Annotated in this window: 11 protein-coding genes; 7 read left to right on the forward strand and 4 right to left on the reverse strand. The window is 45.4% G+C overall.

All coding sequences use genetic code 11. From position 1 onward, the window contains the following. Positions 1-23 precede the first annotated feature (23 nt). The 3 genes from J3492_RS01755 to J3492_RS01765 all read right to left on the reverse strand — a co-directional run bounded on the left by J3492_RS01755 (position 24) and on the right by J3492_RS01765 (position 3,488). Positions 24-1,013 carry a tetratricopeptide repeat protein gene (locus J3492_RS01755; RefSeq protein ID WP_207989134.1) on the reverse strand — a complete coding sequence of 330 codons (990 nt, stop codon included), beginning with the start codon at positions 1,011-1,013 and terminating at the stop codon, positions 24-26. A gap of 306 nt (positions 1,014-1,319) precedes the next feature. Further along, positions 1,320-1,964, reverse strand: coding sequence for a 2-polyprenyl-3-methyl-6-methoxy-1,4-benzoquinone monooxygenase (gene coq7 / locus J3492_RS01760; RefSeq protein ID WP_207989137.1), 645 nt, complete (start codon positions 1,962-1,964; stop codon positions 1,320-1,322). Between the two features lie 198 nt (positions 1,965-2,162). Beyond that, positions 2,163-3,488: an MFS transporter gene (locus J3492_RS01765; RefSeq protein ID WP_207989139.1), complete on the reverse strand. Its 1,326-nt coding sequence runs from the start codon at positions 3,486-3,488 to the stop codon at positions 2,163-2,165. Positions 3,489-3,880: 392 nt separating this feature from the next. On the opposite strand from J3492_RS01765, the gene J3492_RS01770 reads away from it, so the two are divergent. Both J3492_RS01770 and J3492_RS01775 read left to right on the forward strand, forming a co-directional pair. Continuing rightward, complete coding sequence (locus J3492_RS01770; protein WP_207989141.1) at positions 3,881-7,288, forward strand: BamA/TamA family outer membrane protein; 3,408 nt, start codon at positions 3,881-3,883, stop codon at positions 7,286-7,288. 148 nt (positions 7,289-7,436) lie between these two features. Then, entirely contained in the window at positions 7,437-12,431 is a 4,995-nt protein-coding gene (locus J3492_RS01775) for a translocation/assembly module TamB domain-containing protein (RefSeq protein WP_207989145.1), read from the forward strand. Positions 12,432-12,527: 96 nt separating this feature from the next. Here J3492_RS01775 and hemP read toward each other — a convergent pair whose 3' ends face one another. Then, positions 12,528-12,692 carry a hemin uptake protein HemP gene (gene hemP / locus J3492_RS01780; protein WP_201574229.1) on the reverse strand — a complete coding sequence of 55 codons (165 nt, stop codon included), beginning with the start codon at positions 12,690-12,692 and terminating at the stop codon, positions 12,528-12,530. Between the two features lie 182 nt (positions 12,693-12,874). Here hemP and J3492_RS01785 point away from each other — a divergent pair, with 182 nt between their 5' ends. The 5 genes from J3492_RS01785 to proB all read left to right on the forward strand — a co-directional run bounded on the left by J3492_RS01785 (position 12,875) and on the right by proB (position 19,989). After that, on the forward strand, positions 12,875-13,999 hold the full coding sequence (locus tag J3492_RS01785) for an NUDIX domain-containing protein (RefSeq protein ID WP_207989147.1): 1,125 nt from the start codon (positions 12,875-12,877) through the stop codon (positions 13,997-13,999). A gap of 429 nt (positions 14,000-14,428) precedes the next feature. Further along, complete coding sequence (locus J3492_RS01790) at positions 14,429-15,379, forward strand: lipocalin family protein (RefSeq protein WP_207989149.1); 951 nt, start codon at positions 14,429-14,431, stop codon at positions 15,377-15,379. 350 nt (positions 15,380-15,729) lie between these two features. Beyond that, positions 15,730-17,175 (forward strand): glyceraldehyde-3-phosphate dehydrogenase, encoded by a 1,446-nt coding sequence (locus J3492_RS01795; protein ID WP_207989151.1) that lies wholly within the window; start codon positions 15,730-15,732, stop codon positions 17,173-17,175. Positions 17,176-17,510: 335 nt separating this feature from the next. After that, on the forward strand, positions 17,511-18,716 hold the full coding sequence (gene cgtA, locus J3492_RS01800) for an Obg family GTPase CgtA (RefSeq protein WP_207989161.1): 1,206 nt from the start codon (positions 17,511-17,513) through the stop codon (positions 18,714-18,716). Positions 18,717-18,816: 100 nt separating this feature from the next. Then, positions 18,817-19,989, forward strand: coding sequence for a glutamate 5-kinase (gene proB, locus J3492_RS01805; protein ID WP_207989163.1), 1,173 nt, complete (start codon positions 18,817-18,819; stop codon positions 19,987-19,989). The last annotated feature ends 72 nt before the right edge of the window (positions 19,990-20,061 follow it).

Raw genomic sequence — 20,061 nt, forward strand, 5'->3', positions numbered from 1 at the left:
GGTTTATAGCGGATAAAGCAACATTAGATTTCGGGTTTAAGGTTGATATTAGGCGCTGGCAGGTCCCAAATATAGTATTTACCTTCTTCGATAAGCTTGATCTGCTGACGAATAATAGCGTTGTCTGGTACTTGCTGTTCTAATCGGCGTAGACGGTCCAAAGCATCGTTACGACGATCGCTCAGCAGGTCTGATTGGGCCAAGCTTTGCTCAGCTTCAGTGTAGCCCAGGCTGACAGCTTTATCTAGATATTTCTGCCCTTCTTTAAACCCACCGCCTTCAGACAGCATCATACCGTACAAAAAGTTTGCTTCGCCGCTGTTTGGCTGTAATTTGATCGCACGGTCAATATAGCGACCGCCACGTACGGCAAAGTCTGAGCCTAAATCTAGGTTGCGACCCATACCATTTAGTTTGGCAGCTCGTAAAAGCACCTCAAATGAAGCATCTGGTGCGCTAGCATATGGCTCGATCCAATCTGCCAATACTTTGATTTTTTCGCGGGCATAATGGCGCTGTGAGCGGTTAGGGAAGTTGGGTGGATAGTGGCGAGCATTGGGTGAAACCTCTTTGATAAAGTCATCAAGCAAACTGACGTCAAGTTTGTCGGTGCCCACGTTTGTCGTCTGCGGAATCAATAGCGTTGGTACAAAGCTGACACTGGCAACTTGTACTTGCGGAGAGGGGATATTAGGCAGTTGACCATGGCTGATATCTATGCCCGTGGCAGTGATAGGGCCACGCTCATAAATGCGAGTAGCGCCTGTAGGTGCTGAAGCGACAGCAGTAGCAGCAGCTCGAGCGTTTTGCTGTACATTACCGCCTGGTTGAGCCCGGCGAATGACACGCTGACTTGAGTCAACAGCGCTGGGCGCATTGGCACCCGATGCCGCCTGATCAGTGGCAGCGATGGTGGGCGCTGCAAACATCATGGCACAGGCAGCTGCTAAAGCAGTCAGAGTCACAGACTTGTATTGCTTGGTGTGGTTTGTAGATTGGCTCATGGCAGTCATTACCTTGGTTATCAATAAGTGATTTGTTAAGTGGTTTGTAGATTAGATAGTAGGGTAAAAGTATTCAGTATGGTATTAAAAATTTGATTTTATAGTTTTTTATATCCATAGTTTTTACACAATAAGTTTAGCGTTTGTAGCGGGGTGTTGAGCAGCCTTAAATCTGCTTAGTTTTGTTACCCTAGCAAATTAGCACTGAGTTCCTCAGTAGTAGGATTGTTAATAATCCTACTGTTACCCATCAAGGTCAGAGTCCACTTCTTTATAGCATTACTTTTATTATCTAATGCCTAATATCTGGGCTGGTTATACATGGTAAGCTGTTGCTTTCATACGATTGGCCATCCAGCGCATGGTATGGCGTACCAAAGGCGATAGCGCTGCGCCGCCGTTTGCGAGTGCCAGCTCGCGGTGATGTAGCTCTTCAATATCCATCTGTGCCAGTATCTCACGTGAGCGCTTATCCTGCTCAGGCAGTTGACCTATATGATCTTGGAGGTGCTCACTGACTTGCGCTTCGGTTTCAGCGACGAAACCTAAGCTAAACTCATTAGAGATAGCGCCAGCCACAGCACCAAGCCCAAATGACATACCGTACCATAGCGGAGTAAAGATGCTTGGGTGGCTACCCAGCTCTTTTAGCCGTGTCTCACACCATACCAGATGATCGACTTCTTCCTCTGCTGATTGCTGCATCGCTTGTTTGACATCGTCGTCCTTGGCACTAAATGCTTGGCCATGATACAAGCCTTGAGCGCACACCTCTCCAGTATGGTTGATACGCATCAGCCCGGCGACATGACGCGACTCTGTGATGCTCAGCTCAGGGATAGTATCATCACTGACAGGCAATGGTCGTGTACTTGGGTTGGAGTTTGGCACAACCGCTCGTAGTGCCTTATCGACGCCAAGTAATAGGTTGTCAATCTTAGATAAGGATCGTATTCCCATGATTAGCTCCTGATATAATATAGTAGGCTCAATTTAAAAGTGTTACAGCGCTACTGGGATGAATTTTGCGCAGCCTCTGGGAACGCAGCAAGCAAGGAAAATTTATACCAGTAGCGCTTTTGAATTTATGACAGTTTTGTTTTCAACTGACTATATGATGTGCTCAACGATTGCGTGACGGTTGTTTAATGTTACTAACTATACCGCATCATGAGTTTGAATCACGGCTTGCTTAAGGTGTTTGTTCAATTTGATATATAAGAATACACCAAAGACAATATTAAGTAAGCCTGTCACTAAAAACAACTGTGGCAGCGACAGCTTTAGAGTATTTAATATCACAATCGCAAAAATCGCTGAAACCACCATAAAGATAGCATTAAAGATATTGTTGGCTCCGACGATGCGTGCCCGATGGCTTTTAGGGGCATAAGCTTGCATAGAGGCATATAGGGGCACGATATATAAACCACCACTAAAGCCTAAAAAGAACAAATCTGCAAACACACGCCAGCTACCGGTCACACCAAACAAATCGCTAATACCAAATAAGCGGTCATGACTGATGGTAAGGTTAAGTCCTGACAATGAGAAGTACAGATCAATAGCAAACAGGCTTAAACCTAAGATACCAAAAGGCAGTAGTCGTAGACTGACTTTGTTTCTAGTCAAGGACTTACACAGTAGTGAGCCGATGGAAACCCCGACAGAAAATAAAGTCAGTAAAAAAATAACCACAGACTCATCACCATTTAAAATGACCTTGCTAAACTCAGGTGTCTGGGTCAAAAACGTCGCCCCATAAAACCAAAACCAGCTGTTGCCCAACACCACAAAGAATAAAAACGGCAAGGCGTACAAATAGCGCACCGTGGCCATACTGGTGGTAAAGATATTCCAGTTGACCTTTAGATCAGGCTGCATCGCAGGGGTGATCGGAATGTAGCGAGTGGCGATATAGCCCAGTAGTGCCACGACGATTACAGTTGCGCTAATCCAGTACAGGGATGCGGGCAGCTGAGTCAATAAGCCTGCGACAATCATACCTATCAAGATCGCAAGAGACGTGCCCATCTGAAACAAACCATTGGCACCGACAAGCTCGTCTTTTTTCATGGCTTGAGGCAGATAGGCGTATTTGATCGGACCAAAAAAGGTCGAGTGAGTACCCATCAAAAACAAGGCCACGAACAATAACGCATACCACTCAAATACAAAACCCACCGCAGCCACACACATGATCGTCAGTTCGAGTATTTTGGTTAGGCGAGTGAGCTTGGATTTTTCATACTTATCGGCGATTTGCCCAGCCAGTGCCGAAAATAAAAAGTAAGGCAAGATAAATAACATGGCCGCTAAGTTATTAAGAATACTGACCTCGACCCCGATTTGACTGGCAGCAGTATAGGTTAAGACTAAAATTAATGCTTGCTTAAAAACATTGTCATTAAAAGCACCCAAAAACTGGGTGAAGAACATAGCGCTAAAGCGGCGACGCTTGAATAACTGAAACTGATTTGCCATGGAAACTCCTACAATGGGCCAGCGTCTAATACAGAGTAGTCATAAGCCTGTACAGGCCTATGTTTAATTTATATTTTTATATAATAATGAGTGTTTTCAAAAACTTATCGAAATAGAGGATAGGCTTTATACTTTTTAGACCGTATAATAGCAAGGCTATGTCAGAAATACATGCGCTAGATACTATGATTTGATATTTAACTGCGCTATGATTTAAAGTTTTTACTTGATTGACTCAAAACCAATACCGTCCTAATTGTTCAGGTGATTGGTTAAAAGATTCAGAGCCAACCCCTGTGGTCAATGGCTAAAAGTAGATTCACCGGTAAGCATAGACGTTATATATCATATCGTCAGTATGAATGTGCCGCGTGAGGTGATAGGAATTAAGTATGATAAAACATCAACCTTCAACGCTGCTGCGCTGCTGTTCAAGCTTGCCGAGTACTCGTTTTACCCGCTCAGCCCTTTTTACTGCTCTTGCCACGACCTTGGTTGGTTTTGGCGCTACGCTTCCTGCTATAGCAGATGATGCTCGTCCAGATGCTGATGGTCCTGCCAAGCTTTCTAGCTTATCCAAATACAATGCGTTAATGAAAACCGAAGATACGCAGCTTGATGCCGCCTTGGATGCATTGCGTTTAAAACAAGCAGTAGAGCAAGGTATTGTCGATCAGTCAGTACTAGACGACTATAGCAAACAAAGTCTGGGCAATCTCATCAAGCCTTCTAAACCCTCTAGCCCCGCCATTGTTACAGCAGAGCCCAATGCTGACTTGATTGAGGCAGAGGCCAGTGAAGTACCGCCGCCTAACGCTGATGACGCTATACTCGAACAAGCCCAGCGCATACAGCAGCAAGGTCATCAGATGATGACGCCTGAGCAGATTGATCGTGAGCTCGCTGAAGTGACTGCTCAAAGCAATAATCAAGCTGACGAGCAGAGCAGCACTACTCAAAGTGCCACTCAAAGCAATGACACTCAAAGCAGGGATAGTCAGGCTGTTTTGGATAAGGATTTTGATCAGCCTATAGCAACCTTAGAGAATCATCAGCTGCCCATTGGCTTGGATCCAGTATTAGATGCTGCCAGTCTACCAGCGCCCACCAACCTCGATACTCTCGGGCGTGACCAAGATGCTGCGGACCGTGCCAAAGCGGCTGAAATCATGTCTCGTCCTATTGATGTCAGCCGTGCCGCCAGTAGTGGTGATGCAGACCAAGATCCTGTGGAGGTGTTGGCGCAACAGGAGGCTGATGCAGTAACGGGTGCTGAGAATAAGACCACTGATGTCAAGGCTCAAGCAAGTGCAGGTAAGCTGCCTATCGAAAACGAAGCATCGATTGAGCAAGAACTGAATGGTGTCGATCCATTAAACCCCGAAGACTATCTACCAGAGTATCAAGCTTCTACAGAAGACCAGGCTGTCGCTGAGAGTATAGAGCAAACCTCTAAACCTAAAACCTCGGCACGTAATAGCGGCGGGTTAGTCAAAGGGGTGTATAACCGCCTATTCAATGGCGGTGTTGCAGCGATACCAAATGTAGAAACGACGGTTTATCTGCAGCAAGAGGCGGACAGTGATGATATCGATGCCCAACCAAAGCTGATCAAAGCGGACAAAGACAGTCAGCCGATCAATAATATCAAAGCTGCTCTTGACGATACGAGCGTACAAGCAGTAGTGGACTTTAATGCCGCTTTACCCCGCCTGCGTCAGACAGCATTAGATGCGGCCCGTGCTGTCGGCTATTATGACGTCACATTGCGCCTGCGTCAGCCAACTGCTGATACCATTGAAGTGGTTATTGAAAAACTCGGTGAGCCTGTACGGGTCGATAATCGTATTTTGGAGATTCGTGGGGAGGGCGGTGAGCAACCAGAGTTTCAAGCCCTTGAAGAAGATTTGCCGCCACAAGAAGGCGATGTGTTCAATCATCGTGTCTACAAAAACAGTAAAGCGGCGATCGAATCTCTTAGCAACACCTATGGTTATTTTGATCAATACTGGTTAAACAAATCCGTTGATATTATTTTGCCTGACAATACCGCTGATGTGTCGCTGGTTTATAATACAGGTGATCGTTACGAGTTTGACGAGGTGGTGTTTTTTACTTTTGATAAAGAGTCGGGCACACTGACACGAGACCCTGCAAAGCTGCCTGTGGAGACATCAGTATTAAAGCAGCTGGTAGGTTTTGACGCAGGAGATGCATTTTATCGCCCAGCAGTAACCAAGTTCAGCAACGACTTATCAGCGACCCGTTACTTTAACACGGTCAACGTTGAGTCTATCTTACCGCCAGATGAGAGCAGTGAGAGTAGCACCTTAGCCTTCGATAATACTGCTACAGATACTGACAGTAGTGAATCAGCCAATATTGATGCGGATATTGACACCGATGTGGGTAATGACACTGCTGTCGATGAGCCAACGGCTGATGACAGTGTTGTTGCCAATAGCGGGGCGACTGTAGACGCAGAGGATGTGGCGCCTATTGAGTTTGAAGTCGATCAAGAAACAGAAGATAAGCTGCTGGCCGTCAAAGCAAAGGCAGACCGCTTAATTAGCTTACCAACCGATCGAGTACTCGATGAAAAACCCCCAGAAGCCGTAGACAGTATCTTAGGTAAAATCAGTAACTCCATCAGTAATCTGGCGCAAAAGATTTTCCCAGAAGAAGAAAGCCTTATTAATGATGAAAACTTTGTTGCCCCAACGCTGGAAGGGCGTAAAACACCGCAGCAAGTGCTAGATGATAAAAAAGTGCCTTTATATGTGTATGTCTCGGCGGAAAAGCCACGTGATGCCCAAGTCGGTATTGGTTATGGGACGGATACAGGCACTCGAGCAACTGCCAAAATAGACTATAACCTTATCAACCGTAAAGGCTATCAAGCTGGGGCGGAGACCGCCATATCACGAATTAATAAAAACGTGACCGTCTATGGTAGTCGTCCATGGAAGCACCCGCTTGATGATAAATTGGACGCAAGTTTGGCTTATGAAGAGGAAGTGATTGATCAAGGAGAAGGAAACTTCGATCTGTCCACTAAGACGCTAAAAGCTGCTTTAGCACGTAATATTCGCCGCGAAAGCGGTTGGAATCGCAGCTACTCTGTGCGTTATCGTCTAGATGAGCTTGAGACAGGAGTGGACGACACAGAGATAGATGATCTGCCGGTACGTTTCACCTCGTCTAGACCCAAGCAAAAAGCCTTGTTGTTTGGTTACGGTGTCAGTAAAACAGACGTAGACAATGCGACCAATCCTACTCGAGGTTTGCGCCAGTATTATGGTGTTGAGGCAGGTACGGACAGCTTAATGACGGATACTGATATGGCAATCGCTCGAGCTGGTGTGAGTGGTATCTATAGCTTTGGAGAGTCAGACAAGCATCAGGTGCTTGGCAGTATAGATACAGGCTATCTGTGGGCAGATGATTTTTACGAAGTGCCTTATAAGTTGCGTTTTTTTGCGGGTGGAGATCAAAGTATTCGTGGTTATGACTATGAAAGTTTATCCCCATTGGACAAAGGCTATCTGACGGGTGGACAGATCTTGGCGGTTGGTAGCGCCGAATATAACTATGAGTTTATACCTGGGTTCCGCGGGGCGGTGTTTACGGATGTAGGTAATGCCTATGACAAAGACTTTAAGGCTGACACCAAAGTGGGTGTTGGTGTCGGTATTCGCTGGGCTTCACCCGTGGGTGTGGTGCGTGTTGATGTCGCTGCTGGCGTGACAGAAGACAGTATTCCAGTTAGACTGCACTTCTTTATTGGTTCGCCGTTATAGTGTCCGCCGATACGGAACTTATATTTATCATACTCTTGTTTGTAATAAATAAAGCCTTTGCCAAGCGTACTATGGTATAAACTTTAGTCAGCTGTCACCACAGAATATGGCGATTGTTGGTAATAATCTTTTAACGTAGTTGAGTGTCATGTTTACCAAAAAGACCCCGCCTGATCATCCATCGGATGAAGATCCTGCCCAAAGAGATGCCCGTGCGGTGCGTCGCTGGTATCCACTGCCTTTTTTGCTGAAATTATTGATCATCATAATCATGGTGCTAGTGATTATGTTTCTGATATTTTTTTATATAGCAGGGACACAGTCAGGCACTAAGTTTCTTTTAGAGAAAGTTGGCGCTGAAACAGGCGTTGCGCTCAAATATGGCGACGGTAATCTGCGAGATGGTATTTGGGTCACTGATATCGACATGCAGGCAACCGAAGACCTGCAAATCTTGGTGGACAAGGCCTATGTCAAAGTAGGCTGGCGAGCAGTATTTGCCAAAGAAGTGCACCTACGTGACGCTGATATTCAGCGAATAGAGATTATCAATAATGCACCGCCAACAGATGAGCCTTTTGATTATAAAACCTTGCAGTTGCCTGTTAACCTGCGTTTTGATCAGGCCAAAATTAAACGTATCGTTTATAAGCAAGTGACTAAGAAGCCTGTCGTTGTCCATGATATTGCTGCTCGAGATCTTACTTGGGTAGGAAGTCAGGTGAGTGTTGGACGTGGTGACTTGCGTTATGCTGATATTGTCAAAGTAGGCGCTCTGACAGGAGATATAGATCTGCAAGGAGACTATCCGCTCGACATGTCTGCTATTGTGGAAGTCAGCGCTCTAGAAAAAGCATATGTCGATCCACTTAACATTACCGCTACTGGCAGTGTAAAACGGACAGTTGGTAAGGTTCGTAGCCGTTATAACGAAGATGATGTGCGTGGAGAGTTTGTCGTGCAGGGGTTGGATGAAAACGCACCCTTCCAAGCCAAACTGCAGTGGGATGATGTCCTGATTCCTTATGCCGAAGATCAAAATATTCACCTAAAACAAGGTATGGCGACCGCAACAGGCGTTATCTCTGAGATACGTTTGCGTATCAATACTGAACTGACCGCCAAAGACATTCCATCTGGACACTATCAAGGCCGGGGCATCATCGCCGACAGTCAGCTGCGCATTGATCGTTTGGATGCTGATGTCCCTGCTGGCCGATTATTGCTACAAGGCATATTAGACTGGCAAGATAGCTTTGATGCCAAGGTACGAGCGTTGGGCAGTAATTTTGATGTGCGTCAGGCCATACCTAATGACTATGCTGATTTCAAAGCCTATGCCCCACAAAAGCTCGACGGAAGGCTGTCGCTGCATTACCAACACCAAAACCTGGCCGGCAATCTACAAATCGATGCTGATCTGCGTCAGCGTGATGGTGAGCATGTCAATGCAAATATCGTGCGTGGTAAGGTATCTCCCAAGTCCGCACAAACCGCCCCTTGGTATGTAGACGCTAGATGGCAAAACCTCATTCGCCGCAATGTGCCTGATATTGGTGATATAGACAGTCCGCGTGGACAGGCTGATGTCATCGTGCGTGGCTCGCGTCTGTCTGTCGATGCCAATGCACTTATCAACGAGTTAAATGCAGCCCCTAAAGGCAATTATAATCTAGGTGTGCGCAAAGTAGATGATGTCATCAATATCAATCACCTTAATTATAAAGGCATCGTCGGTGATTTGACCGGTACAGGTCAAATACAGCTGGCTACTCAGAGACGGCCACTCACATGGCAGATTGAAGCTCGTACCAATGGCCTATTGCCCAAGCAGTATCGTAGCGACCTACCATTAGAGCGGCTAACAGGTACGCTCAGTGCCAATGGTCGTCTACTTAATATCACCAAAAACGGTGTCAAAGGTCAACGTCATATTGTTAATCTAAAAAGCACCGACTTACAAGCCCAGCTGGATGCGACGCAAGACAGCCGTGATATTGGTATCGTCGGTGGTGGTGATGCGAGTATTGATCTGGTGGGTGGCGAGCTGTCAGTGTTTGACGCTCGTTTCGATGGTCAGCTAGAGACCTTGGATGTCCCTGATGGTAGATTATCAATCAATGCTGCTGGTACGCCCAAGCTTATTAATGTTCGCCAGTTAGATTATGCGGGTGAGGCAGGCGCAGCGAAGGTGAAAGGGGTGATAGACTTACGTCAAGACATCGGCTGGATGGTTACAGGACGCTTTGATGATTTTGATTTGGGTTATTTTTTACCAGACAACCCAGCTATTCTTAGCGGTGATTTGAACACCAGTGGTCAATGGCAACCTGCACCCAAAAACCGTCCTGATGCAGGCGGTGTGTTGCAGCGTTTTGCAGTAGACTTTGATGGTGTTCTGGACTCCAAGCAGCTACCTGCGGGCAAGCTGACCATAGATGCCAGTGGTGATTCACAACTGATTCAGATCAAGCGCTTCCGTCATGCGGGTGCAGCAGGCAGCATCGATGCCAAAGGTACGGTTGATGTGCGCCAAGGTATCGCTTGGGATATCAATGCTGTCATGGATCGCTTTAATCTAGGCTATTTCTCTAAAGAGATGCCAAGCGCCATTACGGGCACTGTGAATACCGATGGGCGTTGGGGCAAAGCGCAGCAAGTGATCAATCTACAACAAATCAATCTGAGAGGGACATTAAAAGACCAACCTTTAAATGCTCAAGGTCGCTTGACTGCTCAGTTGCAGCTGCCTGAAGATTTAACCAGTTATTTTGAACGTCTAAAAGCCCAAGATGCTGAAGCTCAGTACCAGCAGGTAAATGCACTTATTGATAGTCTAGATGCTGACAACCTGATATTACGTTTGGGTGATAACTATCTAACAGCTGATGGTGATGCCAAGCAGTTACAAGCCAAGATAAATATTACTAGTCTTGATCAGCTCTCAGACAAGCTTGCAGGGCAGGTGACCGGCGGTGCGACATTATCACAACCTGTAGGGCAGGCGTTGCCGACGATTTATGTTGATCTACTCGGTGAGCGAATAGCCTTGCCTGGATTTATTTTGCGTCAAGGTCGAATACGTGGAAAATTAGTCAACTTGGCCAATAGTCCAAGCCAATTTGTGATCGATGCAGAGGGTCTAGAGGTTGCAGAGCAAAGCTTTGAAGATGTAAATGCATCTTTTAGCGGCACTGAGCAGGCACATGTGCTAGATATTGAGGTGGCCAATGACAAGCTTGATGTGTCAGGCCGCCTTAAAGGTGGCTTCAATCGTGATCAGCTTAGTTGGTCAGGCGTCATCGGTAAAGGCCGTTTACAGTCAACTTATGCCACCTTAAACCAGCGACAACCGGCACAGCTGATCGTTCATTTGCCTAAGCCGCAAAACAGCGGTAGCAGTGACCTAAAAGTACAGCTGGCAGCGCATTGTTGGCAAGCGGCAGATCAAACGGGTAAGCTGTGTCTTCGTGAAAATCTGCTAGCATCCAAAGCCAGTGGTCAAGTTGATCTTGTTTTACAAAAGTTTGATACCTCCTTGTTTTCGGTGTTTTTACCAAAAGACATCGACTGGCATGGCACTATTAATGGTAAAGCTGTGGTGGGCTGGCAGCAAGGTCGTCCGCCTACTATCAATACAACCTTATATTCAGATAACGGTAAAATTGGTCTGATTCAAGAGGATGATATTGCGCCTGTTACCTTCCCATATGAGCGGGTGTCACTGATTGCTATGTCAGTACCTGAAGGTCTAAAGCTACGGACAGATATTAATACAGGACATGGTGCCCGTGGTTATGCAGAAGTCGTCGTAGATCCGTACAAAACGCCTAAGCCCATATCAGGAGCCTTGGTACTAAACGAGCTCAATCTGGCTATTTTCAAGCCTTTCTTCCCAGGTATGCGTGCTCTAGAGGGCAATATCACCATGGCAGGAGGTTTAGGTGGTACGCTTAGCAAGCCACAGCTTTATGGAGATATCAAGCTCGCTAATGGACGCGTCGCCATGCTCGATTTGCCTGTCAATCTAACCAATATCGATGCTGTTGCTAAAGTTCGTGGTATGCAAGCGACAATTGACGGACAGTTTAACAGCGGCTCGGGGGCTGGTGAGTTGACAGGAACCATTGATTGGAAACAAAAGCTACAAGCCAAACTTAGTGTTATTGGAGAAAGACTGGTCTTGACACAGCCGCCTTTATTGTTGGCAGAAGTCAATCCTGATATTGATATCATCGTGCGTCCAGAAGAACGTTATGTCAATATTGAAGGGGCGGTTAGTGTGCCATCAGCGACCATTCGCCCTCCCGAAGCTAGTGAAGATATTATCACGCAGACCGAAGATGCTGTGGTCCTTGATCGGCGCCTCATTGGTAATATTGATGAGGTTTTGGCTGTCTCAAAACCATGGTCAATCAACGCTGATATCGGTATTGATTTGGGTGATGATGTGAATTTCCGTGGCTTTGGCGCGGTATTGCCGCTGGCAGGTGCTTTGAATATTACCCAAAATGGCATGGGTGTGATGCGTGCAAAAGGTGTGGTTCAAGTCTCTCGCCGTACCAACATCGATGCTTTTGGCCAGAACTTAGAGCTCAACTATGGACAAATACGCTTTAATGGTGATGTTATGAAGCCCAATTTGAGCATCGAAGCGGTAAAAACAATCGAAGGTAAAACGGTAGGTCTGCGAGTCAAAGGCGATACGGAAAACCCAAATATTGTTGTCTTTAACAATGCAGGGCTCACGCAGCAGCAGGCCATGAATGCGCTTGTGACAGGTCGTCTCAGTAATACAGGTGCCACCCAGATTAGTGAACAGGGCTTTAAATCTCGAGTAACCAACAACTTAGCCGCTGCTGGCCTGAGCTTCGGGCTAAGCGGTACACGCAGCTTAACCAATCAAATCGGACAGGCTTTTGGCTTACAGAGTCTGACCGTAGATGCGTCAGGCAATAGCGAAGACACAAATGTCAATGTAACCGGTTACGTCACGCCTGATTTGTATATACGCTATGGTGTTGGTGTGTTCAATGCTCAAAACAGCTTATCGATCCGTTATCAGCTCACACGCCGTATCTATGTAGAGGCGACATCTGCGGCAGAAAATGCAGTCGACGTGGTTTATAGTTGGCAGTTTTAACAGACGCTATAAACACAATAAAAAACGCCTTTTAAAGGCGTTTTTTATTGTGTTAAATAATTGAGTTTTTACTGTCGCTGCGTCAACTCTAACCGGTTATTTCGTTAAAATGAGGCGGTTGTTACGAGTAAGTCGTAAGCGGTATTCTTCACCTTCGTGCTCGATACGCACTTCTTTGGTAAGCGCAAACAGGTGCTGTGATTGCAAAGTGGGCAAACGGTTTTCGCGTTGGTTAAGAAAACGTGAAATAACTAAGCTCATAATAAAATCCTTTTGATCAGGTCAAGTAAACGACAAACAAGCTATAGCAAATAAGCTGATAACGATAATAATTATCATTTACATTGAGGTTTTTTGCAAGCGAATTTTAAAATAAATATTAGTCGTTGTGTAAACCACAGTCATATAAGCTTTTGTCATTTTTAAACAGTAGAGGCTATTTTATGTCCATAAAGTCAGAGCAACAGCGAGTTGCTGCGCAAACCCATATCGTCAATGTCGCTGTGGCAGTGATTCATTATCAAGAGCAGTATCTGCTAGGGTTTCGAAGTGCCAAACAGCACCAGGGCAATCGCTACGAGTTTGTCGGTGGCAAGATAGATGCAGATGAAACGGACAAGCAGGCCCTCATACGTGAGGTCAATGAAGAGACAGGTATTAATATTCATGACAATACCATCGTCAAGCTCGGGCGTTTACATCACGATTATAGTGATAAGCAAGTATGCCTGCAGGTCTACAAGATTGAACTGACAACCAGACAGTATGACCAGCATAAATACTGTCAGTATGGTCTAGAGGGTCAGGCGCTGACATGGGCAGATAAAGATGAAGTGCTCGCTGGCAAATATCCTTTACCTGCGGCTAATCAAACGATTCTTACTTGGTTACGATTGCCGTCTTTGATAACAGTGACTTACGCATTATCAGACTTTGACCAGCATACAGATCCAGCAGCAGCGTGGTTGGCATATCATCGGCAGCACCTAGCAGCACAGGCATGGGTTTATGTTCGAATCAAAGCCCCAGACTCAAAAGCGATAACCAAGCAGCTGATGCAGTTGCGTCCAGATTTGCAGATGATTGTGCCCGATGATTTTACGTTTGATGGCTCCATGCTTGCTGAGTCCTTGCTCGATCAGACAGCGTCAAAATCGGCACTCACAGAACCTCAGGTTGTCGCCACGCACTTGACGCATGGTGATTTAATGCACTGGTATGCAGGCGCCAAGGATACCTCTCAGAAGCGCCCACCATTATCGTCAGACCAGCCAATCATAGTAAGTTGTCACGATCTAGACAGTATTTATGCCGCCAATCAGTTGGCTGCCGAGCGTATACAGCAAGGTTTGCCAGTAGTGATCGGGATGTTTTTGTCGCCTGTGTTGGCTACCCAGACTCATCCAGATACCGTACCACTTGGCTGGATACAGTGGTCAGCACTTGCAGCGCATGCAGATATCCCTGTCATTGGCTTAGGTGGCCTTGCCCCAGATTTGTTACAAGACGCTAAAGTACAGGGTGCAGCAGCTATAGCAGGTATTAGACAGTTTTTACAAAGCCACTAATTGCAAAAGCGTTACTTGAGAAATCTCGCAATGACGATGAGTGTGGTCAAAATGTTCAAAGTGGATAGGCCGTTTTTATTATCGGCTGTTATCCTATTGAATAAGTTGCAGCATTTATTTTTTGCTTGGTATTTAGACTTAGTGTTTTAGTAACTTTATATGCGTTTTATGGAGTAAAGAAAGCAATACTTACAAACCGTTGCGATTCCCTACATTGTCACACTGTTTTTACGATAGGGATATCCTTACTATATTATATGAAATTTTTAAGTGAATATAAGTCAGTAATCAGTCTTAAGAATGAGTCTCTAAAACGCTCTATTGACCTGTTTACGACCCCATCTTTTATATGGTCTCATAATCAAATATCACGGGCGTTATACTGACTAGACATTTAGTATGAATTATTTATAGAGCAGTGATAATCTTATGAAAACCAATATAAAAAGTAATGAGCCTACTGTTTTAGAGAACGCTCATCGAGAGACAACCGATGAGCCGTCTCAGCAGTGCCAAAAACGCAACAAGCAATACTTAAGCCGCACTCAAACCGGAGCCGCCAGTAATGATGATGAATACGACCATCAGCATCTCGCTGTGGCTGCACACGAGCAGTGGAATGAAAAAGTCTCTTACCTTAATCAAAAGCCGTCTGAGACTTTAAAAACTAAGCAGAATGAGACAGAACCAAACAGTCAGATTCCGGAGCGTGTGTTTATGAATGGATTACTCAAGCATACTGGGATTGCGCTGGCTATTATTGTGCCATTAGCAGCCATTTCTGCCTATGCAGCGTCTGCGGTTATACCTACTGAAAGTGATGAAAAGGCCATGACGAAGACAGCAGAAGTGACGCCCACAACGATTGTTCATCATTCTGCCAATGAGCCAACGCCAGTAGACAGTATTGACCTCAAGCAATATGTTGGCACTTGGTACGAGATAGGGCGGCTACCGATGTATTTTCAGCGCAACTGCGTGAGTGATGTTACAGCCACTTATACCGAAACAGCAGAGAGCTCAAACATTTCGGTATTAAACAGATGCAAAGGCGAAGATGGCGAGTTTATTGAGGCTGAAGGTGTTGCGAAGCCTGTCGATGCGGCGGGAAGCAAATTGAAAGTGACCTTTTTACCTTCTTGGATTCGCTGGTTGCCTGTCGGACGTGCAGATTACTGGGTACTGGCGCATGATCCAAGTTATCAAACCGCGCTAGTAGGAACGCCTGATCTGGACTATCTATGGTTGCTAGCACGCTCGCCTAATATCTCTCAACAAACTTATGCCAAATATCGTCAGATTGCCCAGCAACAAGGCTATAATCTAAAAGAATTTAAGCTTACTGAGCACGATGGTCAAACGGTCAAGCTGGTACCTTGATATTCAATAGCATTATATTTAGATAGCAGAATGCTTTATGATACACTCGTTGTGTCAATCTTTGATCTGTATATTCTATTTAAAAATACCATTTGCTCTGAAAAGCACTGCTTTTTAGGGGCAAATGTTAGTAATAATGGTTATCACTGGCAAAATAAGGCGTTTTGAGCTAAAATCATTAGCCATTAATTGCCTTGATGAGGGTAATAGCCCTGTACAACATTTATTATCTTGTCATGGTAGCCCTATATCGTAGCGATTGACCCTAGTTTCTCAATAGTACTCTTATCTGACATTTCTGTTGTTATACATCATCAACTTCAATTCATTACATTTTACTGACCATAAGGATGTTTCTCGTGAGCCAAGCTGATACCTTACGCCAATTGCATCAAGACCATTTAAGCAGCTATAACAATCAAGAACAACAAGCGATTGAGCTGATTGGACTATTAAATAAACTATATAATGAACAAGATGTACAAGTGACTTTGTTCGGTGAAACTTTGGATACCACTTCAGTCGGTCAGGTATTGGCATTGCATCAAAAAGCAGCCCTACGTGATACAGACGCTCAGCCCATTGCGATTGCAGATACTTTAGCGATGGTCAAGGCTTTAGCAGCTAGCAGCGATATTCAGGCCGCCCGTGTCGATGTCGGTCAATTGATTGCAAATGACAGTGATATACAGTCAGCTTTGCAAGCCATTAATACAGATAAACAAGCGATTAATGAGGCTACTGACGTGGTGTTATATGGCTTCGGTCGTATCGGGCGCATATTAACTCGTTTGTTGCTGTCTCAAGCATCAAGCGCTAAAGGGTTGCAACTAAAAGCCATCGTCGTACGTCCTGCAGCCGCTGGGGATTTGGCGAAGCGTGCTTCATTACTTGAGCGTGACTCAATTCATGGTAGCTTTGCGGGCGGTGTCAGTATCGATGAGGACAATAACGGCATGGTTATTAATGGCCGTTTTGTACAAGTGATTTATGCCAACGATCCAAGTGAGATCGATTATACGGCCTATGGTATCGACAATGCCTTAATTATTGACAATACAGGTATTTGGAAGGATGAAGCCGGTCTTGGTAAGCACTTGCAAGCCAAAGGGGTGCAAAAGGTATTGCTGACAGCACCTGCAGGCGGTGAGATCAAAAACGTCGTTTATGGCGTCAATAATGACACCATCGGTGACGACACTATCGTCAGTGCTGCCAGCTGTACGACCAATGCTATCACGCCATCATTAAAGGTTTTAAATGATGAGTTTGGTATCGAAAATGGTCATGTCGAGACGATTCATGCCTTTACCAACGATCAAAACTTGATTGACAACTATCATAAAGCCGACCGCCGTGGCCGTAGTGCAGTATTAAATATGGTCATCACCAGTACAGGAGCTGCAAAAGCGGTTGGTAAAGCGCTACCTGAGCTGAGCGGTAAACTGACAGGTAATGCGATTCGTGTACCAACGCCAAATGTAAGTTTAGCAATACTGAACTTGAACTTAAAAAAAGCGCCAGAAAGTGCAGAGGCATTAAATGAGTTCATGCGCAAAATGGCCAACAGTAGCACGTGGCAGTCACAAATCGCTTATACTGACTCTACAGAAGCCGTATCTACCGACTTCGTCGGCACTCAGCATGTCGGTATCGTAGATGCGCAAGCGACTATTGTCACTGACAATCATGCTACCGTTTATATCTGGTATGACAATGAAGTGGGTTATAGTACACAAGTACTACGTTTGGCCACGCAAATGGCAGGTATTAACTATACTCAAATTCCTGCATAATAACTGCTCATAAACTGCTGAAATAGGTCAGATGGTTTTAGACAAGACGTAAGCAGTATGATGAGGTATTAGGCAGTATTTACAGCACCCGATAGTCCATTTGGTCATCGGGTGTTGTTGACATAAGGATGGCTACTATTATTATAGATGCAAATGCGTTTTGCTTTTATAATAATAGCAGTCTAGCCAGGCATTTTGGCGTTTAGTAGAACACTTATTAATAAGTCACTTTTTAATAAGTCAATTTTTATCCTAAACGGTGCGGATACATAGACCCTTATAAAGTGCCTGCGTAAAAATTAAAACAGTCATAGACTGTCATTAAGGAAAGTAACATGCGATTTATTGATGAAGCCGTCGTAACGGTAAAAGCAGGTGACGGTGGTAATGGAATCGCCAGCTTCCGCCGAGAGAAATACGTCCCACGTGGTGGCCCTGATGGTGGTGATGGTGGTAGCGGTGGCGATGTGTATGTCATTGCTGATGACAATACCAACACTCTAGTAGACTACCGTTACACTCGCCGCTATGACGCCCGCCGTGGGGAAAACGGACAAAGTAAGAACTGCTCAGGAAAAGGGGCTGAAGATATCTTTTTGCCTGTACCGATTGGTACCACGATTATCGATACTGAGACCGATGAAGTCATTGGTGATATGACAGAGATCGGTCAGACGGTACTGGTCGCTAAAGGTGGTGATGGCGGTTTAGGTAACACTCATTTTAAGAGCTCAACCAATCAAGCACCTCGCAAAGCCACATCTGGTTTTGAAGGGGAGCTTAAAGTATTGAAGTTTGAGCTAAAAGTAGTCGCTGACGTGGGACTAATAGGTCTACCTAACGCTGGGAAATCCACTTTTATTCGTCAAGTTTCTGCGGCCAAGCCCAAGGTTGCTGATTATCCTTTTACTACTTTAGTGCCCAACTTAGGCGTAGTCGATGTCGGGGTTCATCGCTCGTTCGTCATGGCTGATATTCCAGGACTGATCGAGGGCGCATCAGAAGGGGCAGGTCTTGGTATTCGCTTCTTAAAGCACGTGGCTCGTACACGTCGCTTATTGCACATCGTGGATATTAAGCCTATTGACGGCAGCGATCCTGTAGAAAACGCCCGTGTTATCTTAAATGAGCTGGAGCGTTTTTCGCCTGAGCTTGCCGACTTGCCACAAATCTTAGTATTAAATAAAACGGATCAAATCGCTGATGAAGATCTAAACGAAGTATGTACACATATCGTGGCAGAGCTGGGTTGGACAGGCATAGTATTTCGTACCTCAACCTTGACTGGCGAAGGGGTAGATGCGGTTAAATACCACCTTATGAATGAGATCGAGCGCGAGCGTGAGCGTGAAGAGGAAGACCCCATCTTTGCTGAGGCACAAAAAGAGCGTTTTGAGCGCTTAGAGGCAGAAGTGCGGCGCAATACCGAAGCGCAGCGAGAAGCTTATCGCGCCGCTCGTAAGGCTGAGCGTGAGGGGCTAGAGCTACCTGATGATGACGATGATGATAACGACGTTGAAGTGGTGTATGCTCCTTATTGATAACCGATGCGCTCTAAGACAGTAGAGTGATAGGGCGCTTATTTACAAACACATAATGTATAAATTTAATTCGCAATAAATAGTATAGATAGGAGTTTTTATGGCAGGTGACATAGAACAAACGACCGAAGAAGCAAGGTTTATTAAGCAAGACCGTAACTTTGATATTCAGCGTGTTATTGTCAAGATTGGCTCATCGCTATTAACCAATAATGGTCGTGGGCTGGATCGTACTGCCATTTATGAGTGGGCAAAACAAATCGCAAAACTACACAACCAAGGCATGGAGGTACTACTGGTATCTTCAGGTGCGGTAGCAGAGGGTGTGGTGCGCATGAACTTAGAAGAGCGGCCAAAAAAACTTGCGGCGTTACAAGCCTGTGCGTCTATCGGGCAAATGGGGCTGATCGAAACCTGGTGGTCAGCATTGATTCAGCATGGTGTACAAAGCTCGCAGTTATTGCTGACTCATGATGACTTATCAAATCGTAGCCGTTATTTGAACACAGCCAGTGCATTGACTCAGCTACTAGATTGGCGAGTGCTACCAGTCATCAACGAAAACGATACTATTACGATTGATGAGATTAAGTTTGGTGATAACGATACTTTAGGGGCGATGGCAGCCGCTATGGTTCATGCCGATTTATATATTATCTTAACTGACCAAGAAGGCGTCTTTACTGACAATCCTCGTGAAAATCCTGATGCAAAAATGATTCGCCAAGAGCGAGCTATGGCAGATTATCTGTTTGATATCGCCGGTGATGGCGGCAAATTAGGACGTGGTGGCATGTTGACCAAGATACGTGCCGGTCGCCTAGCCGCTATGGGTGGCTGTCCAACAGTCATTGTGAGTGGTGCTATTGATAATGTCATCACTCGTGTGGTGTCAGGTGAAGCAGTGGGTACTTTATTAACCACCAATGAGCAAGATAAAATCATCGCTCGTAAACAGTGGATAGCTGCCCATTTACGTATGTCAGGTACCTTGATAGTCGATGACGGTGCTGCCAAAGCGTTGACCGAATTAAATAAGAGCTTATTACCAGTAGGTGTCGTAGAGGTACGTGGCGACTTTGATGAAGGTGATGTGGTAGAGATCGTTCATCAAGACACCAGTGAGCGTTTGGCAGTGGGTCAAGTCAACTTTTCATCCTATGACGCTCGCCAAGTGGCTCGGGAGCGTACAGAGAAGTTTGACAAGATTCTTGGTGATAAAGAAGAGCGTGTGGTTATGGTTCATCGTGATAATTTAGCATTGTCTATGTGATCCACTATGTTGCTGTCAGCTACCTTGTTTATATTAGATGCCTTGAGGTAATGGTTTTTCATGGTGGTTTAA

This window comes from Psychrobacter coccoides, from assembly GCF_017498085.1.
Lineage (GTDB): Bacteria > Pseudomonadota > Gammaproteobacteria > Pseudomonadales > Moraxellaceae > Psychrobacter > Psychrobacter coccoides.